This window comes from Gemmatimonadaceae bacterium, from assembly GCA_020851035.1.
GTDB lineage: Bacteria > Gemmatimonadota > Gemmatimonadetes > Gemmatimonadales > Gemmatimonadaceae > JACMLX01.
On sequence record JADZDM010000025.1, the window covers coordinates 280,860 to 298,570 of the forward strand.

Consider the following 17,711-nt stretch of genomic DNA (forward strand, 5'->3'; position numbering starts at 1 on the left):
GCCATGTCATCCATCACTGAAGCCACGGGAGTGCGCGTGACGCGCGCCAATCGCATGGGACGGACGCTGGGGAAGGCCACCCGGACGGCGGCAGTCGCCAGCCTGCTGGTGGTCACCGCCGGCTGCAAGGACTTCCTCGACGTCAACACCAACCCGAACGGGCCGCAGGTGGTCTCGGCGAACCTGTACCTGGCGCCGATGCTGCACTGGTTCGTGACGTCCCCCCAGCTCGATGCCCGGTTCGTGGGGCGCTACACGCAGCAGTGGTCGCTGCCGGGTACGTCGCTCTCCACCTGGGACCGGATGGGCTACGACCCGTCCAGCGACAACGGCGCGCAGCAGTGGCGTGACGTGTACTGGAGCCTGGGCCAGAACCTGGTGGACATGAACACGAAGGCCGAGGCCGAGCAGCGCTGGGACCTGCTGGGCGTGGGCCAGGTCCTGAAGGCGTGGGGCTGGCAGGTCACCACCGACCTCCACGGCGAGATCATCGTCAAGGAGGCCATCGACCAGTCGAAGTTCGTGTTCAACTACGACACGCAGGAGTTCGCGTACCAGGAGATCCAGCGGCTGCTGGGCGAGGCGATCAAGAACCTCCAGCGCGCCGACGGGGCGGTGGACCAGGCCTACCTCGCCCGCACCGACAAGATCTACAACGGTGACCGTGCGAAGTGGCTCAAGCTCGCCTACGGCATGCTGGCGCTGAACCTGAACCACTACTCGAACAAGGCGTCGTACAACCCCGACAGCGTGATCAAGCTGGTGGACCTGGCGTTCGCCAGCAACGCGGACGATGCGCTGCTGACCTACCCGGCGACGCAGAACGACGACATGAATTTCTTCGGCCGCACGCGTGCCAACATGCAGAACTACCGGCCCACGCAGTTCGTGGTCGGCCTGCTGAACGGCACCGCGCTGGGCGGGGTGGTGGATCCGCGCCTGAGCCGGATGCTGCCGGCCGCGCCGGACGGCGTGTACCGCGGCCTCGACATCAACGTCGTCGGGGTCGGGGCGCTCACCACCGCGCAGCAGCCGAACAACTTCTACGGGTTCCCCGGCACGGGTGGCCTGCAGCAGCCGGGCCGCTACTTCTTCGACGACAAGGCGAAGATGCCGGCCATGACCTACGCGCAGCTGCAGTTCATCAAGGCCGAGGCGGCGTACCGGAAGGGTGACCTGGCCACGGCGCTGCTCGCCTACCGCAACGGCGTCTCGTCGCACCTCGACTTCGTGAATGCGCGGAACCTGGACAACAACCAGTCGCCCACGCAGATCACGGCCACCGAGAAGGCGGCCTTCCTCGGCAACCCGGTGATCGTGCCGCTGGCGCCGGGCGACCTGACGCTCACGCAGATCATGTCGCAGAAGTACATCGCGCAGTGGGGCTGGGGCCACAACGAGCTCTGGATGGACATGCGCCGCCACCACTACACCGACCTCGATCCGGCCGGTGCGGCACAGGTCTACCCCGGCTTCGCGCCGCCGACGAACCTCTATCCCGACAACGGCGGGAAGATCGTGCAGCGGATCCGTCCGCGCTTCAACTCCGAGTACGTGTGGAACAGCGCCAGCCTCGGCACCATCGGGGCGCTCGCGCTGGACTACCACACGAAGCCGATGTGGATCACCCTCCCCTGAGCGCACTGCCATGAAACTCTTCAGATCCCTGGTGATGCTCCTCGGGGCGGTGTCCCTCGCCGCGTGCGAGAAGAACGCCGTGCAGGACCTCACCTCCGCCGTGCCGCGGGCACGGATCCGGTTCTACAACTTCGGCCTCGGCGCGCCGGGCGTGAACTTCTACGCCAACGCGATCAAGATGACCGCCATCACCTCGGCCACGGGCACTGAGGCTGTCACCGGCGTGGCCTACGGTGCCGTCGGGTCGGGCGGGTTCTATTCCTCAGTCGACCCGGGCGAGGTCACACTCACCGGCAAGATCGCGGCGGCCACCGACAAGGACCTGGCCATCTCGAGCCTCACCACCACGCTCGTGGACGGCAAGGCCTACTCGTTCTACCAGAGCGGGCCGTACAGCACGGCGACGAAGACGGTGGATGCGTTCATCGTCGAGGATCCGTTCAGCACGGCGGTGGACTTCACGCAGGCGCGTGTCCGTTTCGTGAACGCGGTCTCGAACGCGGCGCCGCTCACGCTGTACGTGAAGCACACGACCACGCTGGCCGAGACGGCGATCGGCACCGAGGTGGCCTACAAGGGTGCCGGCACGTTCATCGCGATCCCCGGCGGCGTGTACGACATCTCCGCACGGCTCACGGGCATGTCCACCAACGCTATCGCCCGCACGGCGGTGTCGTTCTCGGCGGGCAAGGTCTACACCGTCTCGGCCCGCGGTGACATCACCATCACCTCGGCCACGGCCACCAACCGCCCGTTCCTGGACAACACGGCGAACCAGTAGGTGGATGTGCAGTGTGCAGGCACGAACGCCCCCGGCAGGCTGCCGGGGGCGTTCGTCGTACGGTGGGGTCGCAGTGGCCGACGCTAGCGAGCCTTTGCGGTCGTGGTGATCTCGATGACACCGAGCTCATGACCCGTCCCGAACATCTGCACGGCGCGATTCTGGTCGTGAAATCGCATTTCCGCGACACTGGTCGCCGGGAGCACGCTGACTTCGTTCACCGATGGCTGGCGCGTGCCATCGATGTAGTAGACGATCTCGGTCGCGCCGTAGCGGAGGTCGGCGCCGATGTTCGCCGGCATCGCCCGCCCCATCCCCCCGGAGGTGAGCCAGCGCGGACGAAGCCCCCGGATGATGTCCAGCGCGCTCACGTATGCCCCGATGGAACCCTCGAGATCGTCCCTCGTGATGCGATTGAGGTCACCACGCTTCTTCCTGGCCGGTGCCGCCCGTGGAGCCGCCGCGGTGTCTTGCGCGTGTCCGACGACCGGCGTGAGGGCTGCGACTGCCACTGCGAGGAGGAGGTGACGTCGTCGGATCATCTGGGCAACGATCTGTGAGGAGTGACTTCCGATCGTCCTGCGAGGGTACCGGACGAATGGCGATCTCAGCGCGGCGTGCCGGTGGTCTTCACCTCGATCACGCCAAGCTCATGCCCGGGCCCGTGCATCTGGATCGCCCGGTTCTGGTCGAGGTACCGCATCTCCAGCACGAGCGCCGCGCGCAGCGTGATCAACTCGTTCAGGGATGGCTGCCGGTTGCCGTCGATGTAGACGATGATCTCGGTGGCACCGCCGCCGGGCTGTCCGTCGCCGCCGGCCTGGGCCATCCGGCCCATGGTGGGGTTCAGCCAGCGCGGGCGCAGCGTGCGGATGATGTCGATGGCGGTGACGAAGGTGCTGCCGTTGCCCTCGAAGTCTTCCTTCGTGAGGCGCATCATGTCCCCGCGCCGCTTCTTCACCGGCTGCGGCTGGGTATCCTGCACCACCACCTGCGCACGCGCGGTGGTCGGCGCGACGAGGCCGATGGTTGCGGCGAGCAGCACGGGACGCAGGAGACGGCGCATGGAGACCCCGGGGGTAGGATGGCAGTGCGCGCCAGCCGCGGCGGCGTGACGCACGCATGATACTAATTCGGCGCAGCGGGACCTGCATGCGCCGGAGGGGGTCCCGGGTGACGGGACGAAGTGCTCACCCAGCCGCGCCCGCCGGTCGTTCCCAGAGCCGCGTGAGGGCTCCCTCGTGCGAGGCGGTCCAGAGCCAGCCCGCATCCCCCGCGGCCATGTAGAGGGTGGTGGGCATGAGCTGCTGCCGGAATCCGTCACGGACGGCAGCGGTGAGCGACCGCCCCGATGCCAGCGATGCCGCCGCATCCTCGAGCAGTGGCGGCAGGTGGTGCACGATCCGTCCGGCCGCCGAGAGCTTCTCGCCGTGGATGGCGCCGCCGCCGCCGAGCTGCAGCGCGCCCGCCCACCGGGCCCTGGCGCGCCGTGCGAAGAGCGCCCCGATCGTGCGCGCCACCGAGGCATGCCGCGACTCGGGGAAGCCGCAGTTGAGCACCATCGCCACCGTCAGCGGCGGCGGCTCGGCATCACCTTGGCGATCCGAGAGGATCGCCTCCAGTGCCCGCGTGACGAGCGCTGGCAGCGCATCGATGTACACCGGCGCGGCGACGATCAGGAGGTCGTGGGCACGCACCGCGCTGGCGAAGGCGTGCAGTGACGCCGCGTCGTGGGCCTCGCGTTGGACGTAGCGCATGGAGACGTCCAGCCCGTGCAGCGCGAGTCGCTCCAGCAGCACGCTGCCGAGCGACTCCGAGGTGCTGGTGCCGTGTGGCTTCGCGCTGCCGATGAGGAGCATGGCGCGCGTCGGCCGCGGTGCATCCGGCGCCAGCGGCGTCACCGGCAGCAGCGTGTCCACGTCCTCGATCTCCTCGATCGTGGCGCGGGCGGCCGTGGCCGTGAGGGTGCTGACGAGCGCGTCGCACGCCGCGAAGCCGGCGCCGGACTGGCCGGAGCGATGGACGACGCCCACCGAATGGAGCGGTGCGCCGAAGTTGATCGCATTGCGCAGTGCGAGCACCCGGACGACCTGCTCCACATCCGGGTCAGGCGAATCGAGCACCGCGATCACGCCGAGGGCCGGCGGGTACTTGTAGCGCGGCACGTGGTGCACCTCGCCATCGATGCGCCGGAAGAACGGCAGCAGCGTGCCAAGCGTGCGGTCGAGCACCTTCTTCGCCTCGGAGGAGTAGCTGCCGAAGAGCACCGGCGTGACCAGCACGACCACGTCGCACACGGTGAACGCCGCGGAGAGGTCGCGGCCGGCATCGTCGATCTTGCAGATGCCGGGGGTCTTCGTCCAGCACTCGAAGCAGCCCTGGCAGTAGGCCACCGGCACGTCCCGCAGCGCGAACGTCTCCACGGCATAGCGGCGGGCGACGAAATCCGAGGCGACGCGCGCCGTGAGCTCATCGAGCTGCGGATCGGGGCCAGGGGCCGCGTTCAGGATCAGGGCGCGCATGGCAGGCGGGGCTCGGGGAGGCTGGCAACATCGTGGCGAGGCCAGAGGGCGAACGATGCCATGCCGCTCGTACTCCGGTGGTAGGCGTTCCCCTGACCGCGCGTGGTGTGCCACCCGACGGGGCGGCACCGGAGAGTATTCCTCTCGTCGGTGCCACCCCGTGCCATCGCATGGGATCGCATCGCCAGCCAGGTCACCCCATGCTGTAGAAGAACTCCTCGCGCGTGATCTTGCCGTTCACCACCGTGAAGAGCGCTGCCTCCTCCATCACGAAGCGATGCCCGGACGGCTTGTGCGTGATGTCGTACGTGAAGGTGACGATGAACCGGTCGTCGTGTGGCCACGGGCCGCCGACCTTGGAGTCGTGCACGATGTGGTTCTCCACCCACCACGTGCCCTTGGCGACGACGGCGTCGAGGCCGCGCGCTTCGCGGGAAACCCCGGGCTCGGGGCTCCCGGCCTCGACACTGACGACGTCCGGGGAGTACAGCTGCGCAATCGCCTGGTCGTTCCGGCCCTGGCGGCAGAGGTCGACCAGCGTCTTCGCCACCTCCATCGTGCCCAACGGTGCGGTGTTCGTCATCGGTCTCCCCGGGTGAATGTCTGGCGCAGCGGCCAGACGTTAGGGCGGGGGGAAGGCACGCGCAATGCCGGCGCTGTCACGCCGCGGCAACGGGTTGCCGGCATGCGCGCTCGCCGTCAGGCGTGCCGGCGACCTCAGTTCCCCTGGAAGCGCCCGCGCAACCCCACCGTGAGCTGCCGCTGCCACGCTGCCGTCCAGCCAGCGGGGCGGGCGTCGAGCAGGTTGGTGGCGGCCAGTGACAGTTCCAGGGCGCGGGGCAGCGGCAGGCGCAGTTGCGCATCGACCGAGAGGAAGCCCGCGAGTCGCTCGGTGCCGCGTGGCGCGCTGCCGGTGTACCGCGCCGCGAGATCGGTGGTCAGGTCACGCCACGACGGCCACCGCTGCGACAGGGCGGCGCGGGCGGTGTGCTGCGCGCGACCATCGAGCGTGGCGCCGGTCGCGAGGTCACGGGCGCGGAGGTGGTCGTATCCGAGGACGAGCTCCCGCGTGGCCTGCGTGATGCGGAGTCCGGTCTCCACCCCCGCCGTGCGCGCGCGATCGACGTTGATGTTCTGGTAGACGATCAGGCCGGCGGCATTGACGCCGGTGGCCCGCGTGGCGATGAGGTTCGTGAGCGCATTGCGGTACGCCTCGACCTCGATGGTGACGTCACTGCGCGGGGCCCAGGTCACGCCGGTGCTGGTGCTCCACGATGATTCGGGACGCAGGTCGCGGTTGCCGGTGATCTGGTAGCCCGCGGCACCGTTGATGAAGGTGTAGCGCAGTTCCTTGAACGACGGCGCACGGAACCCGCGCGCCACGTTCGCGCGAAGCCGCCATGACGGTGCGGGCTGCCAGGTGGCACCGGTGCTGGGCGAGAACGCGTTCCCCCACATGCCACTGCGGGACGCCCGCGCGCCCGCGGTGAGCACGACGCTGCCGAGCGCCCAGGCGTCGCGGGCGAAGAGCTCGGCCACGCGATCATCCGCCACGTCGCCATCGATCTTGCCCGGTGAGCGGATGCGTCGACGCGAGAGCTGCGCGCCGGCATCGATCGTGTGCGAGCCCGAGCGCGTGCCGATGGCGGTGGTGTAGGCCAGCAGCGCGCGGGTGAGCTGCTCCCGCTGTTCGAGCGAGTCGGCGGACCCACGCACGGGCAGCAGGCCGAGGGCCTCGCGGAACTGGTAGGTGTAGCCCTGGCTGAAGACGCGGGCGCGCCACTGGCCGCCGAGGGTGGACGATTGCAGCTCGACGAACCCCTGCAGCGCGCGGTTGTCGATGAAGCCGTTGAAGCCGGCGCCCACGGGCCAGCGCTGGCGCTGCTGCGACCACGAGAGGTCGCCGCGCAGCAGCACGCGCTCGGCAAGGCGGAGCCGCGCGTCGCTGCGGAAGTCGTACACGCGGTCGAGGGTCGTGGCCGATGCATCGATGGCCGTCACGCGGTCACTCTCGCGCCAGCCGCCGGTGAACCGGACACCGAGGGGCCCATAGGTGTCGCTCAGCTCGAGGCTCGACTCGCGGCGTCCCAGCCCGCCGGTGCGCACCGTGGCGTCCAGGCGGCCGGTCACGGACGGCGCCGCGGTGACGAGGTTGATCACGCCGCCGAGCGCCTCGCTGCCGTACTCCACGCTCGAGGGGCCCTTCACCACCTCGATGCGTTCCGCGGCGAGGGTGGAGAGGCGGCCGATGTCCCGATTCTCGGTCATGGCGCCGGCCATCGGTTCCCCGTCGACCAGCACCAGCACGCGCGACTGGTCGAGCCCGCGGATGGCGATCGAGGTCTGCGCCGGCGGTGAGGCGATTTCCTGCAGTCCCGGCAGGCGGCGGAGCAGCTGGTTGGCAGACGACGCGGCGGCCACGTCGATGTCGGCGCGCGTGAGCACGGCCACGCTGGCCGGCGAGTCACCGACGCGGATCTCGCGCTGGCCGACCGTCGTGACGACGCGGTCGAGCATGGCGGGCACGGCGTCGAGCTGGACGCGCAGCAGGGTGCCCGTCACCGCGATGCGCCGTTCGCGGAAGCCGAGTGCGCGGATCCGGAGGCTGTCGCCCGGGCCGGCCAGCACGCTGAACCGGCCGCGCTCGTCCGTGCGCGTGCGGAGGCCACTGGCGATCGCGGTCACCTCGGCGCCGATCACCGCGGTGGCCTGCGCCCCCCGTCCTTCCACCGTACCGCGCACGACCTGCGCGCGAAGGGCGTGAGCCCCCGTGAGCGTCGCGAGCAGGAGCGTGAGCGTCGCGACGTGGCGCGGCTGAGACATGTGCCGCGCCCGTCAGCGGATGCGTGCGTAGCGGAGCGTCGGGAACCCGCCGGTGCCGGCCGTGCCGTAGTAGCCGATCACCTGCATCTTGTACGTCCTGGTGCCGTTGCGGATCAGGTAGGTGTTGAAGCTGGGCGACAGTCGCTGGTCGCCATTTAGGTCGTAGCGGAACGGCCCGGCCACGTCCTCGATCGAGCTCGGGACGGGGCCCGTGAGCACGGAGAGGTAGGCGGCGTACTGCGGGGCGTCGCTGGCGCTGGTGGTGGCGGCGAAGCCCGGCGTCGGGAGGCCGGGATAGGTGCCGGCGGCGCAGGCCGTGTTGACCACGATCTCGTACAGCGACGGGATGACCTGCAGGTCCCAGTTGCAGCCGTTGGCGGTCACCGTGCTGCCGCTGGCCAGGTTGATGGCGACCGGCGTGCTGCCGGTGGCGATCGTGAACGCCTGCGGCGCGCCGAGTGTGGCGCCCGCCTGCTGGCGCACCTCGACGCTGACCGAGGTGAGCGCGCGGCCCGCGAACACGATGCCGGTGACGCGCACGAGGGCAAAGCCGCCGCCGGCCGTCTTCACCTTCCAGTAGGCGGCGCTGTTGGCGGTGGGAATGCCGGCGCCGAGGTTGAGGAAGGCGTTGGCGTTCGGGATCAGGCGGTCGGCCTTGAAGGCGGTGTCGGCCGGAATCTGCGCGTCGCGCACCGCGTCGAAGGCGGCAAGGGTGCTGGTGTTGGTGAAGGCCAGCACCTGGGCGGCAGTGGCGGTCGTGTTGTTGCCCAGGCCGTAGCCCGTGACGCCGCCGGTCCCGGTGACGCCGCCGTTGACGCGCACCTCGTATCGGCGGAGGGCGATGTCCCATTCACCCGTGCGCGGCACGAGCGTGCGCGACTCGAAGCTGAAGTAGACGAGCGTGTCGGTGGAACTGGCGTTGAGCGGTCCGGCCGTGACGATCTCGTTCAGCACCAGTGGCGTGACGGCGCCCGGCGCGACGGGATCCGCGGAGTCGGAACAGGCGGCGAGGACGAGCGCGGCGGTCGCGCAGAGCAGGGAGGAGCGCAGGACGGTCATCGACGGCAGGATCGGCAGGGGATTCGCAGGCAATTGCCTGTGCGCCAATGCTGCAGATGGCCGGCGTGTGGCTCAAGTTCGGAAGACTACGGATGCCGCGATGCCAGTACGTAGCACTACGGAGTGTGGCGCGCGGGCGCGCGTGCCGGCGGGGCGGCGACGGGCTATCCTTCGCGCTGTGCTGCGCAGACGACCACGCACCGCTCCGGGGGGCACTTCATGAAGGGTGGCAAGGCAGGCCAAGGCCGGAAGAAGCCCACGTCCAGGCCGGCGACACCGACACCCGCGAAGGCGGGGCCGCGCCGGGGCGAGGCGAAGCGCGACTGGGGGCCGATCGAGCGTGAGGAGCCGGTGCCCGCCGCGACGGTGCCGGCGCGGCCCGGCGCGCCCCGGAAGGGGTGACCGGATGCGCGCACACCGCACCCTCGTTCCACTCGTCGCGCTCCTCACCGGCGCCTTGCCGTTGCCGGGCCAGGCCCCATCGGTGTCACCGGCGGCGGCATTCTGGCCCGCCGTGCGCGAGGCCTATTCCGGCACGAGCGCGCTCGCGACGGTCGCCTACCTGGACCGCTTCGTCCGCTGGCCCGGCAACCGCGGCTTCGATGCCAGCATCGCCCACATCGTCCAGCGACTCGAGGCCGCGGGATACGTGCCGGAAGCGCGCGCGGCGGCCGGTGACCGGCTCACCTATCGCGTGGAGCGGTACCCGATGGCGGCGCCGGCCTGGGAACCGACCGGCGCCTCGCTGGAGATCGTCGGCGAGCGCCTGCCGGTGCTGCGTTTCGAGACGAACCGCAACATGCTGGCAACGAACTCCTGGGCCACACCCGCCGGTGGTGTGACGGCGGAGGTGGTGGATGCGGGCGACGGCAGTGCCGCACGGCTCGATTCCCTGCACGTCCGCGGGAAGATCGTGCTGGCGCGTGCCGGGGTGGGGCGCCTGTTCACCGAGGCGGTGACGAAGCGTGGCGCCGTCGGCGTGCTGGCGTATGCGCTGCCGGCGTACCTGCAGCCGGAGCGGAATCGCACGTCGATCCAGTTCGGTGGCGTGCCGCGTGACACCGTTGCCCGCGGCTGGGGCATCGTGCTCTCGTACGCCGCGCACGAGCGCCTGCGCAGTGCCCTCGCGCGTGGCGCCGTGCGCGTGCGCGTGAAGACCCGCGTGACCTGGACGCCGGATGCCGTGGAGCAGGCCGTGGTGGCGGAGGTGCGCGGCGCGCGCCTCCCTGCGGAGCGGTTCGTGTTCTCGGCGCATGTGCAGGAGCCCGGGGCGAACGACAACGCCTCCGGTGTCGGCGCGCAGGTGGAGATGGCCCGTGTCGCCGCGCAGTTGCTGCAGCGCGGCGCGATCGATCCCGCACGCACCATCACGATGCTGTGGGGCCTGGAGATCCGCAGCACGGCACGGTACATCACGCAGGATTCCGTGCGGGCCCGTGACATCCGCTGGGGGCTCTCGCTGGACATGGTCGGCGAGGACACGAAGCGGACGGGTGGCACCTTCCTGGTGGAGAAGATGCCCGATCCCTCCGCGATCTGGACGCGTGGTGAGGACCGGCACACCGAGTGGGGCGGCAGCCCGATCACGAAGGCGCAGCTCACGCCGCACTACTTCAACGACTTCGTGCTCGCGCGATGCCTGGAGCAGGCGGCGACGAACGGCTGGGTGGTGCGGGCGAACCCCTTCGAAGGCGGGAGCGACCACACGCCGTTCCTGGAGGCGCAGAAGCCGGGGCTCCTGTTCTGGCACTTCACCGACCAGTTCTACCACACCGACGGCGACCGGATCGGGATGGTCTCGGCCGACGAGCTGCGGAACGTGGGGATGTCGGCGCTGGTGAGTGCGCTGGTGCTGACGAGTGCCGATGGCCGGATGGCGCGTGGGATCATCGCGGAGGTCGGGCAGGCCGCAGCGGCCCGCCTGGCCGCCGAGGCGCTGCAGGGGCGGGCGGCGCTGGCCTCGGGCTCGACGATGGCCACGGAGGCCGACATCCTCGAGACCTGGGCGGGCTGGTACGACGGCGCGCTCGAGGTTTCTGCGGACATCGAGGTCGGCGGCGCCGCGCCCGAAACGGCGGATGCTGTGGCCCAGGCCCGGGCCCGCGTCCGCGCCGCCTTGGCGGACGCCCTGCGCGCGTTGCGGGACTGAACCCGGGCGCCGGTGAGTCCTGGCGGGCCGGACGGTGCCGGGTGCGGGGCGCCCCGAGCCGGTCCGCCCCGGATTCCGGGATTCCCGGGAATTTTCCGGAAAGCCAAGCATTGCGCCGCGCGTTGCACTATGTTTCCGGACGTGCCCCCAGTTGGAGGCACCCATCCGCCAGGGATCTGGCGGGAAAGTTGTGGTGAGTATCTGTCGGGAACAGGCGTAAAGGCCATGCTCCGGGTTGAAAGCCGCACAAACTTCAGGAGCATTGCAATGCGCATGTCCGGCACAGTCAAGTGGTTCAACGATGCGAAGGGTTTCGGCTTCATCACGCCGTCCGATGGCCAGAAGGATTGCTTCGTGCATCACTCTGCCATCCAGGGCAACGGCTTCAAGACGCTCGCCGAAGGCGAGTCGGTTGAATTCGACATGGTGCAGGGCCAGAAGGGTCCGGCCGCCGAGAACGTGACCCGCGCGGGTCACTAAGTCTCTTCGCACGGAAAGCGGGGCGTCGCCACTTGGCGGCGCCCCGCTTTTTTTGTGCGTCCGGGAACATGGCGTCGCGCATGGCCGGCCAAGCCCGCCGTGTCGCCGGTGGCCGAGGCATCGCTATTTTGCGCGCTGGTCACCGGCGTTCCATCCACGACTCCCGCCGCGCATTCCATGCCGCACACCCGTCGCACCTTCCTGAGCTGGCTCGGCGGTACCTCGCTGCTGGCCGGCATGCCGTCGCGTCTCGCGGCTGGCGCGCCGTCGCCTGAGGATGCCACACCGCACGCGCCGCCGGTCGCGGAGACCTGGGACATGAGCTGGACCGGACGCGTGACGGGCCGCTACAAGGCGGTCTTCGACTCCCCGGAGCTGAGTGGCGGGGCGGCACTCTACCGCGCGGTCTGGTGGTGCGAGCACTACAAGGAGGTCTACGGGGTGGCACGCAGCGACATGACTGCGGTGGTGGTGCTGCGGCACGCCGGCTTCTTCATGGCGATGAACGACGAGTTCTGGTCGGTCGTGAACCTGGGGAAGGCACGGCAGGTGCGCGACGCGCAGGGGAAGAAGTGGGCGAAGGTCAGCCCCGTTGGCGCGGCCGCCGCGGCGGCCACACCGTCCGAGGCCCGGTTCACGCTCCCGAACTTCATCGCCGATGGCGGCATCGCGCTCGCCTGCGGCTGGACCTTCGGCGGCGCGGCCTCGATGCTGGCGAAGGCCGAGAAGCTGGAGATGCCGGCGGCCCGCGAGCGCGCCCGGACGCTGCTGGTGCCGGGAGTCATCCTGCAGCCGAACGGCATCTTCGCGGCGCTGCGCGCGCAGGAAGCGGGCTGCAGCTACATCAACGCCAGCTGACGATGAGACCTGTGACGGCCCCCGACACCACCGACCGGCCGCTGGTCTCGGGCTTCACCGTCATCCGCAATGCGGTGCTGATGGGGTACCCGGTGGTGGAGGCCATCCGCTCGATCCTGCCGGTCGTGGACGAGTACATCGTGGCGGTGGGCGCGGGCGAGGACGACACGCGGGCGGTGATCGCGTCGATCGGTGACCCGAAGATCCGCATCGTGGACACGGTCTGGGACCGCACGAAGAACACCGGCGGCCACATGCTGGCCGAGAAGACGAACGAGGCGCTGGCGATGTGCCGCGGCACCTGGTGCTTCTACCTGCAGGCCGACGAGGTGGTGCACGAGGACGACCTGCCGGTGATCCGCGCCGCCTGCGAGCGCCTCAAGGACGACACCCGGGTGGAGGCGCTGCTCTTCGCCTACACGCACTTCTACGGGTCGTTCAGCGTGATCGCCACGTCGCACAACTGGTACCGCAACGAGGTTCGCATCGTCCGCAACGGCATCGGTGCGCGGAGCATCGGTGACGCGCAGAGCTTCATGGTGGCGGACCACAAGCCGCGCGTGGTGCGCAGCGGTGCCACGATCCTGCACTACGGCTGGGCCAAGCGTCCCGAGCGCATGGGGCGCAAGATGGCGCGCTTCCACTACTGGTACTACGGCGCCACCGAGGAGAAAACCGAGGATCCCACCTTCACGTTCCGCCAGATGTACGGCCTGCGCCCGTTCACCGGCTCACACCCGGCGCTCATGCGGCCGCTGGTGGACGCGCAGGACTGGGAGTTCACGCCGGTATTCAAGCCATCGGACTGGAACGCGAAGGACTGGAAGATGGTGCTGAGCCGCGCGGCCGAGCGACTCACCGGGCGCCGGTGGGGTGAGCGGAAGAAGTACCGTCTGCTCTGAATCCGCCCCTGGCCGGCGCTGTGCCCCCTCGGTGACGCGGGTCAGCGCCGCCGGCCGTTCTGGGGACGCTGCGGCACGGCGTCCTTCAGGTCGTCGGTCTGGTCCTCGAGCACCTTGTTCGCCTTCTCACGTTGCGACTCGTCGACGAGTGCCAGGCACAGTGCGATCTGCTCCGGCCGCCGCAGCATGAGCTGCTCGGCGACAGCCATCATGGCGCGCATCTGGTCGCCCAGGTGCATCATCTCTTCCTGGCTCGGCGGCTCACCGCCGCCACCCTGGTTCGGATTCTCGAGGCTGCGCGGCGGGTGGTAGTCGCGACGGACTGAGTCGTACCGCACCAGCAGGTCGGCATTGCGCTCGTAGAGCGTGGCGCGGAGCGTGGTGAGCTGTGCCACCTGCTCCTCGGTCAGCTTCAGCTTGCGTGCGTCCTGCAGCAGGGCATCGGCCGCGTTGAAGCGCTCGAGTTCCTTGGCGGTGGCGAACTTCGGCAAGCCGCGACGACCGGTGTTCTCGCTGATCGGTCCGCGCATGCCGCGCATCCCACCCATGCCCCCCATGCCCTGGGCGGCCAGCGTGGGCGGGAGCAGCGACAGCAGCAGCAGGACGTTGACGACTCGCATGGGCCCTCTTCCCGGCGGGGGGAACGTGGTGACAGGTCAGGGACAAGATACCCCGCTGCCACCCCGTCGCCTCAGCGGTGGCCTGGGGGCAGCCCGCCGGCGGGGTGCCCGGTGCCGACCGTCTCGGCGCCACTGCCATCAGGGGCGGTCGCGATCACCGCCGGAGGTCCATGTGCGCGCCCCCGCACCATCAGCCCCCGCAGCTCGTCGTCGTACCCGTAGATGTCGTCGTGGAAGGCCACGCTGCCATCGGCGCGCGCCTCGGCGGTGACGTAGAGCAGGTAGACGGGCACCGGGGCGGCCAGGTCGACGCGCGTCGGCGTCCGGCCCGCCATGGCGCGGCGCACGGCGGTGGAGTCCCAGCCCGCCACGCCGCGGAGGACGAGCCGCGCGAGTGCTTCCGGATCGGCGAGGCGGATGCAGCCGTGGCTGAGGTCACGGCGGATCCGTGCGAAGCCGGATTGCACAGGCGTGTCGTGCAGGTAGACGTCGAAGCGGTTCGGGAAGAGGAACTTCACGCGACCGAGCGAGTTGGTGCCGCCGGGGAGCTGACGGATGGACGCCCGGCCGGCGGAAACGGCCTGGACCGATGCACGGGTCATCGGCAGTAACCGGCCGCGCGCGCCGAGGATCTGGTAGTGGTTCAGCGTCAGCAGGTACGGATCGCGCATGCCGACCGGCACGAGCTCCTCGTTCGCGATGCTCGACGGCACGTTCCAATAGGGTGCGAACTCGATGAATCTGACGGAATCGGCGAGCACAGGCGTGCGGTGGCGCAGCGCGTCACCGACCACCACATCCATCACCAGCGCGTCGCTGGCGTCCTCGCTGGTGCGCCACGCCTCGAGGCGGTACGCGGGGATGTTGATGAAGATCGGCGGCGCGGCGAACCGGCGCGGCAGCCAGCGCCAGCGCTCCATGGCGAGGACGATGCGCGAGGCCTGCGCCTGTGACGCGGCATCGAGGCTCGCGCGATCGCGGTAGCCGGCAAGGGCCTGCTTGAGCAGGTGATAGGCCGCGTGCGGCGGTTCCTGCGCGTCGAGGAGCGTCTCCGGGGCGGTGGACCCGGCGATCGCGAGGAGGACGGCAGCGAGGTCGGTGGAATCCGGGGCGAGCGACAGCGTGAGGTGAGCGTCACTCGCCGCCACGCGCCCGGTGCGCAGCTCATGGAGCAGGCGCAGTGTCGCCGCGCTGAGCAGCGCGTCGAAGGCGGCGCGCTCTTCCGCGGTGGTCAGCCCGCTGGCGACGAGAGTCGCCAGCGACGCGCTGTCGTAGTGCTCCGGATCGAGGCCGCGTGCGGCGACACCGGAAATCGCGTGCAGCATCGCACGCGCCTCGTCGGTGATCGCGTCCTGGCGGAGCCAGATCGGCGCATGCCCGCGCCGGTCGTATGCGCGAGACAGCGAGGTGGCGAGATCCACGCCACCAGCCGCCGCGTCTCGCGTGCCCGATCGTGTGGCCTCCAGTGTGGCCAGCGGGACCGTGGAGCGATCACGCAGCATCCCCGCACGAACAGCCACGGCGGACTGCGCGGCGAGCGGGACCGCAGGCGTGGCGGCAAGGAGCACCACCGTGACCAGCATTCGTGCTGCAGCGCGCATCGAGACACCACCTGTCGAATCGGGCTGCACCCGGACAGGATGCTGACCCTCGACTGAGAATGGTCCATATGACGCGCGCGCGATATTGACCGTTGGTATGAATGCCGGTTGCATCGGCGGGGAGATCGGTGCCGGCGCGATGGTGTCCGTCGAGGCACGGGCACGAGGGTCTGGCGGACGCGTCGTCGCGGTGCGAGCGTGCAGGCGGCCCTGTTATGTCAGCGGTGTGCGCATCCGTGCGGGTGCGTGCGTGCCGTCCCTGTCCACGCCCTGGAGAACGACCGTGCCGACACCGGAAGAACTGCTCGACCAGCTGCACCTCGACCTCGTCGCGGCGGGCCACGATGAGGAGGGGACGGGGGTCGGCCGGCGCGAGTTCCTGTTCTACTCGCTGGTGACGGCTGCGGCGTCGACCTTCGGGGCGAGCGCGGTGCAAGCGCAGCGCGCCCTGGCCGCCGGCGGCGTCGCGCGGCTGGGTGCGATGGCACCGCTCAGTCTGCAGCAGGCGGCCGTGGCGCTGGGCAACGGCGAGGCGCCGGCGCTGCAGTTCCAGCCGTACCATGGGGGCACGGGGGCGCTGCTGGAGAAGCTGGTGCGGGAGCGTGGTCGCGCCGCCTTCGAGCGTGCGCTGTTCACGGTGCCACGGTTCACCGGCGCGGTGCCCACCGCTCCCGATGACATCTGCTTCCTCCCGGCGCATCGCCTCGCGGCGCTGATCCGTGAGCGGCGGATCACGTCGGTGGCACTCACCGACCACTACCTCGCGCGGCTGCAGCGGCTGAACCCGACGCTGCGCTGCGCTGTGACGATCATGGAGGAGTCGGCACGGCGTGAGGCGGCGCAGGCCGATGCCGAGCTGCGTGCCGGCCGGTATCGCGGTCCGCTGCACGGCTTGCCGTACGGGGTGAAGGACCTCTTCAGCACGCGGGGCGCGCCGACCACGTGGGGGGCGGCGGATTTCCGCGACCGGATCATCGACGAGGATGCCGAGGTGGTGATCCGGCTGCGCAATGCCGGCGCGGTGCTGATCGCGAAGCTGTCGACGGGGCTGTTCGCGCAGAACGACCAGTGGTTCGGCGGGCGCACGAACAATCCGTGGAACCTGGCGCAGGGGTCGAGCGGCTCGTCGGCGGGTCCGGCGTCGGCGACGGCGGCGGGCTGCGTCGCCTTCAGCATCGGCACCGAGACGCAGGGGTCCATCGTCTCGCCGGCCATCCGCTGCGGTGTGAGTGCGCTGCGTCCCACCTTCGGCCGGGTGAGCCGGCAGGGAGGGATGGTGCTGGCGTGGTCGCAGGACCGTGTCGGGCCGATCTGCCGCACGGTGGAGGACTGCGCGATGGTCTTCAACTCCATCCACGGCTCGGATGAGAAGGATCCGTCGACGATCACCACGCCGTTCCAGTTCAGCCGCAGCATCGCGCTCGCCTCGCTGCGGATCGGGGTCGACCCGAATGCGCCGGTGGAGTTCGTGGAGCGGCTGAAGTCGCTGGGGATGGTGCCGCGGCCGATCGGTGCGCGGCCGACGGTGGCGGGCCTGGCCGGCGGGGGTCTGAACGTGGAGTACGCGGCGGCGTTCGATGCGTACGTGCAGCGCAAGGCGGCGGAGATCGGCCTCGATCTCACCGCGCTGCCGGAGCCGCCGCGGCCCGGCACGGCGCCGGTCGCAGCGCCGCCCGTTGCGCCAACAGGGGCACCGGCGAACCCGATGGCGCCGGCCGACTGGAACCCGCGGTTCGTGAACGGGCGCACGGTCCGCGGCTTCGAGTTCCTGCAGAACCAGCGGCGGCGATACATGCTCGTGAGTGCGTGGGGCGCATTCATGAAGGACCTCGACATGTTCATCGCGGCGCCGGCCGCCGACGTGGCGGCGAATGCGCAGACGGGCCACCCGTGCGTGGTGGTGCCGTACCGCATCGGCGTGCCGGTGCAGGGGAACGCCGGGGCACGGCCGGCGGGCGCCGCGGCGCCGGCGCCGCTGGCACTCGCGCCACAGCCGATCTGCGCCGTGATCGTGGGTGCGCTCTACGACGACGACAAGATCCTCTCGGTGGCGCACCAGTTCCAGTCGCACACGGACGTCCACACGAAGCGGCCGGCACTCTGACGCCTGCAGCAACAGGGACACAACGACGGGGACTCATCGACGGGGACACAACGACGGGGACATGACGACGGGGACATGACGACGGGGACATGACGACGGGGACACCGTATTCGGTGTCCCCGTCGTTGTGTCGTGCACCCAAACAAATCGGGGACACTGAAAACAGTGTCCCCG

General features: G+C 70.1%; 15 protein-coding genes. 7 read left to right on the forward strand and 8 right to left on the reverse strand.

Annotated elements, in window-relative coordinates; all coding sequences use genetic code 11:
* Positions 1 to 3: 3 nt before the first annotated feature.
* Both IT355_18550 and IT355_18555 read left to right on the forward strand, forming a co-directional pair.
* Entirely contained in the window at positions 4 to 1,638 is a 1,635-nt protein-coding gene (locus tag IT355_18550) for a RagB/SusD family nutrient uptake outer membrane protein (GenBank protein MCC7055279.1), read from the forward strand.
* A gap of 10 nt (positions 1,639 to 1,648) precedes the next feature.
* Positions 1,649 to 2,419 (forward strand): DUF4397 domain-containing protein, encoded by a 771-nt coding sequence (locus tag IT355_18555; GenBank protein ID MCC7055280.1) that lies wholly within the window; start codon positions 1,649 to 1,651, stop codon positions 2,417 to 2,419.
* A gap of 83 nt (positions 2,420 to 2,502) precedes the next feature.
* On the opposite strand, the gene IT355_18560 is transcribed toward IT355_18555, so the two are convergent.
* The 6 genes from IT355_18560 to IT355_18585 form a co-directional block, all read right to left on the reverse strand.
* Positions 2,503 to 2,961 carry a hypothetical protein gene (locus IT355_18560; GenBank protein MCC7055281.1) on the reverse strand — a complete coding sequence of 153 codons (459 nt, stop codon included), beginning with the start codon at positions 2,959 to 2,961 and terminating at the stop codon, positions 2,503 to 2,505.
* A 65-nt stretch (positions 2,962 to 3,026) separates the two neighbouring features.
* Positions 3,027 to 3,485 (reverse strand): hypothetical protein, encoded by a 459-nt coding sequence (locus IT355_18565; protein MCC7055282.1) that lies wholly within the window; start codon positions 3,483 to 3,485, stop codon positions 3,027 to 3,029.
* 124 nt (positions 3,486 to 3,609) lie between these two features.
* On the reverse strand, positions 3,610 to 4,941 hold the full coding sequence (locus IT355_18570) for a flavodoxin family protein (protein ID MCC7055283.1): 1,332 nt from the start codon (positions 4,939 to 4,941) through the stop codon (positions 3,610 to 3,612).
* A gap of 193 nt (positions 4,942 to 5,134) precedes the next feature.
* The gene (locus IT355_18575; protein MCC7055284.1) at positions 5,135 to 5,524 is read right to left on the reverse strand and encodes a nuclear transport factor 2 family protein; all 390 of its coding nucleotides are present in this window, start codon (positions 5,522 to 5,524) and stop codon (positions 5,135 to 5,137) included.
* Positions 5,525 to 5,658: 134 nt separating this feature from the next.
* Entirely contained in the window at positions 5,659 to 7,764 is a 2,106-nt protein-coding gene (locus IT355_18580) for a TonB-dependent receptor (GenBank protein ID MCC7055285.1), read from the reverse strand.
* A gap of 12 nt (positions 7,765 to 7,776) precedes the next feature.
* Positions 7,777 to 8,823: a hypothetical protein gene (locus IT355_18585; protein MCC7055286.1), complete on the reverse strand. Its 1,047-nt coding sequence runs from the start codon at positions 8,821 to 8,823 to the stop codon at positions 7,777 to 7,779.
* 406 nt (positions 8,824 to 9,229) lie between these two features.
* Between IT355_18585 and IT355_18590 the strand changes: the two genes are divergently transcribed.
* From IT355_18590 to IT355_18605, 4 genes are all read left to right on the forward strand, one after another.
* Positions 9,230 to 10,972: a M28 family peptidase gene (locus IT355_18590; protein MCC7055287.1), complete on the forward strand. Its 1,743-nt coding sequence runs from the start codon at positions 9,230 to 9,232 to the stop codon at positions 10,970 to 10,972.
* Positions 10,973 to 11,245: 273 nt separating this feature from the next.
* Positions 11,246 to 11,452 carry a cold shock domain-containing protein gene (locus tag IT355_18595; protein ID MCC7055288.1) on the forward strand — a complete coding sequence of 69 codons (207 nt, stop codon included), beginning with the start codon at positions 11,246 to 11,248 and terminating at the stop codon, positions 11,450 to 11,452.
* 177 nt (positions 11,453 to 11,629) lie between these two features.
* On the forward strand, positions 11,630 to 12,310 hold the full coding sequence (locus IT355_18600) for a hypothetical protein (GenBank protein ID MCC7055289.1): 681 nt from the start codon (positions 11,630 to 11,632) through the stop codon (positions 12,308 to 12,310).
* 2 nt (positions 12,311 to 12,312) lie between these two features.
* Positions 12,313 to 13,212 carry a hypothetical protein gene (locus tag IT355_18605; protein ID MCC7055290.1) on the forward strand — a complete coding sequence of 300 codons (900 nt, stop codon included), beginning with the start codon at positions 12,313 to 12,315 and terminating at the stop codon, positions 13,210 to 13,212.
* A gap of 41 nt (positions 13,213 to 13,253) precedes the next feature.
* On the opposite strand, the gene IT355_18610 is transcribed toward IT355_18605, so the two are convergent.
* Positions 13,254 to 13,832, reverse strand: a complete 579-nt coding sequence (locus IT355_18610) for a hypothetical protein (GenBank protein ID MCC7055291.1) — start codon at positions 13,830 to 13,832, stop codon at positions 13,254 to 13,256.
* A gap of 71 nt (positions 13,833 to 13,903) precedes the next feature.
* A complete protein-coding gene (locus IT355_18615) occupies positions 13,904 to 15,433 on the reverse strand; it encodes a L,D-transpeptidase family protein (protein MCC7055292.1) in 1,530 nt (509 codons plus the stop codon).
* A gap of 283 nt (positions 15,434 to 15,716) precedes the next feature.
* Between IT355_18615 and IT355_18620 the strand changes: the two genes are divergently transcribed.
* The gene (locus IT355_18620; protein MCC7055293.1) at positions 15,717 to 17,537 is read left to right on the forward strand and encodes an amidase; all 1,821 of its coding nucleotides are present in this window, start codon (positions 15,717 to 15,719) and stop codon (positions 17,535 to 17,537) included.
* The last annotated feature ends 174 nt before the right edge of the window (positions 17,538 to 17,711 follow it).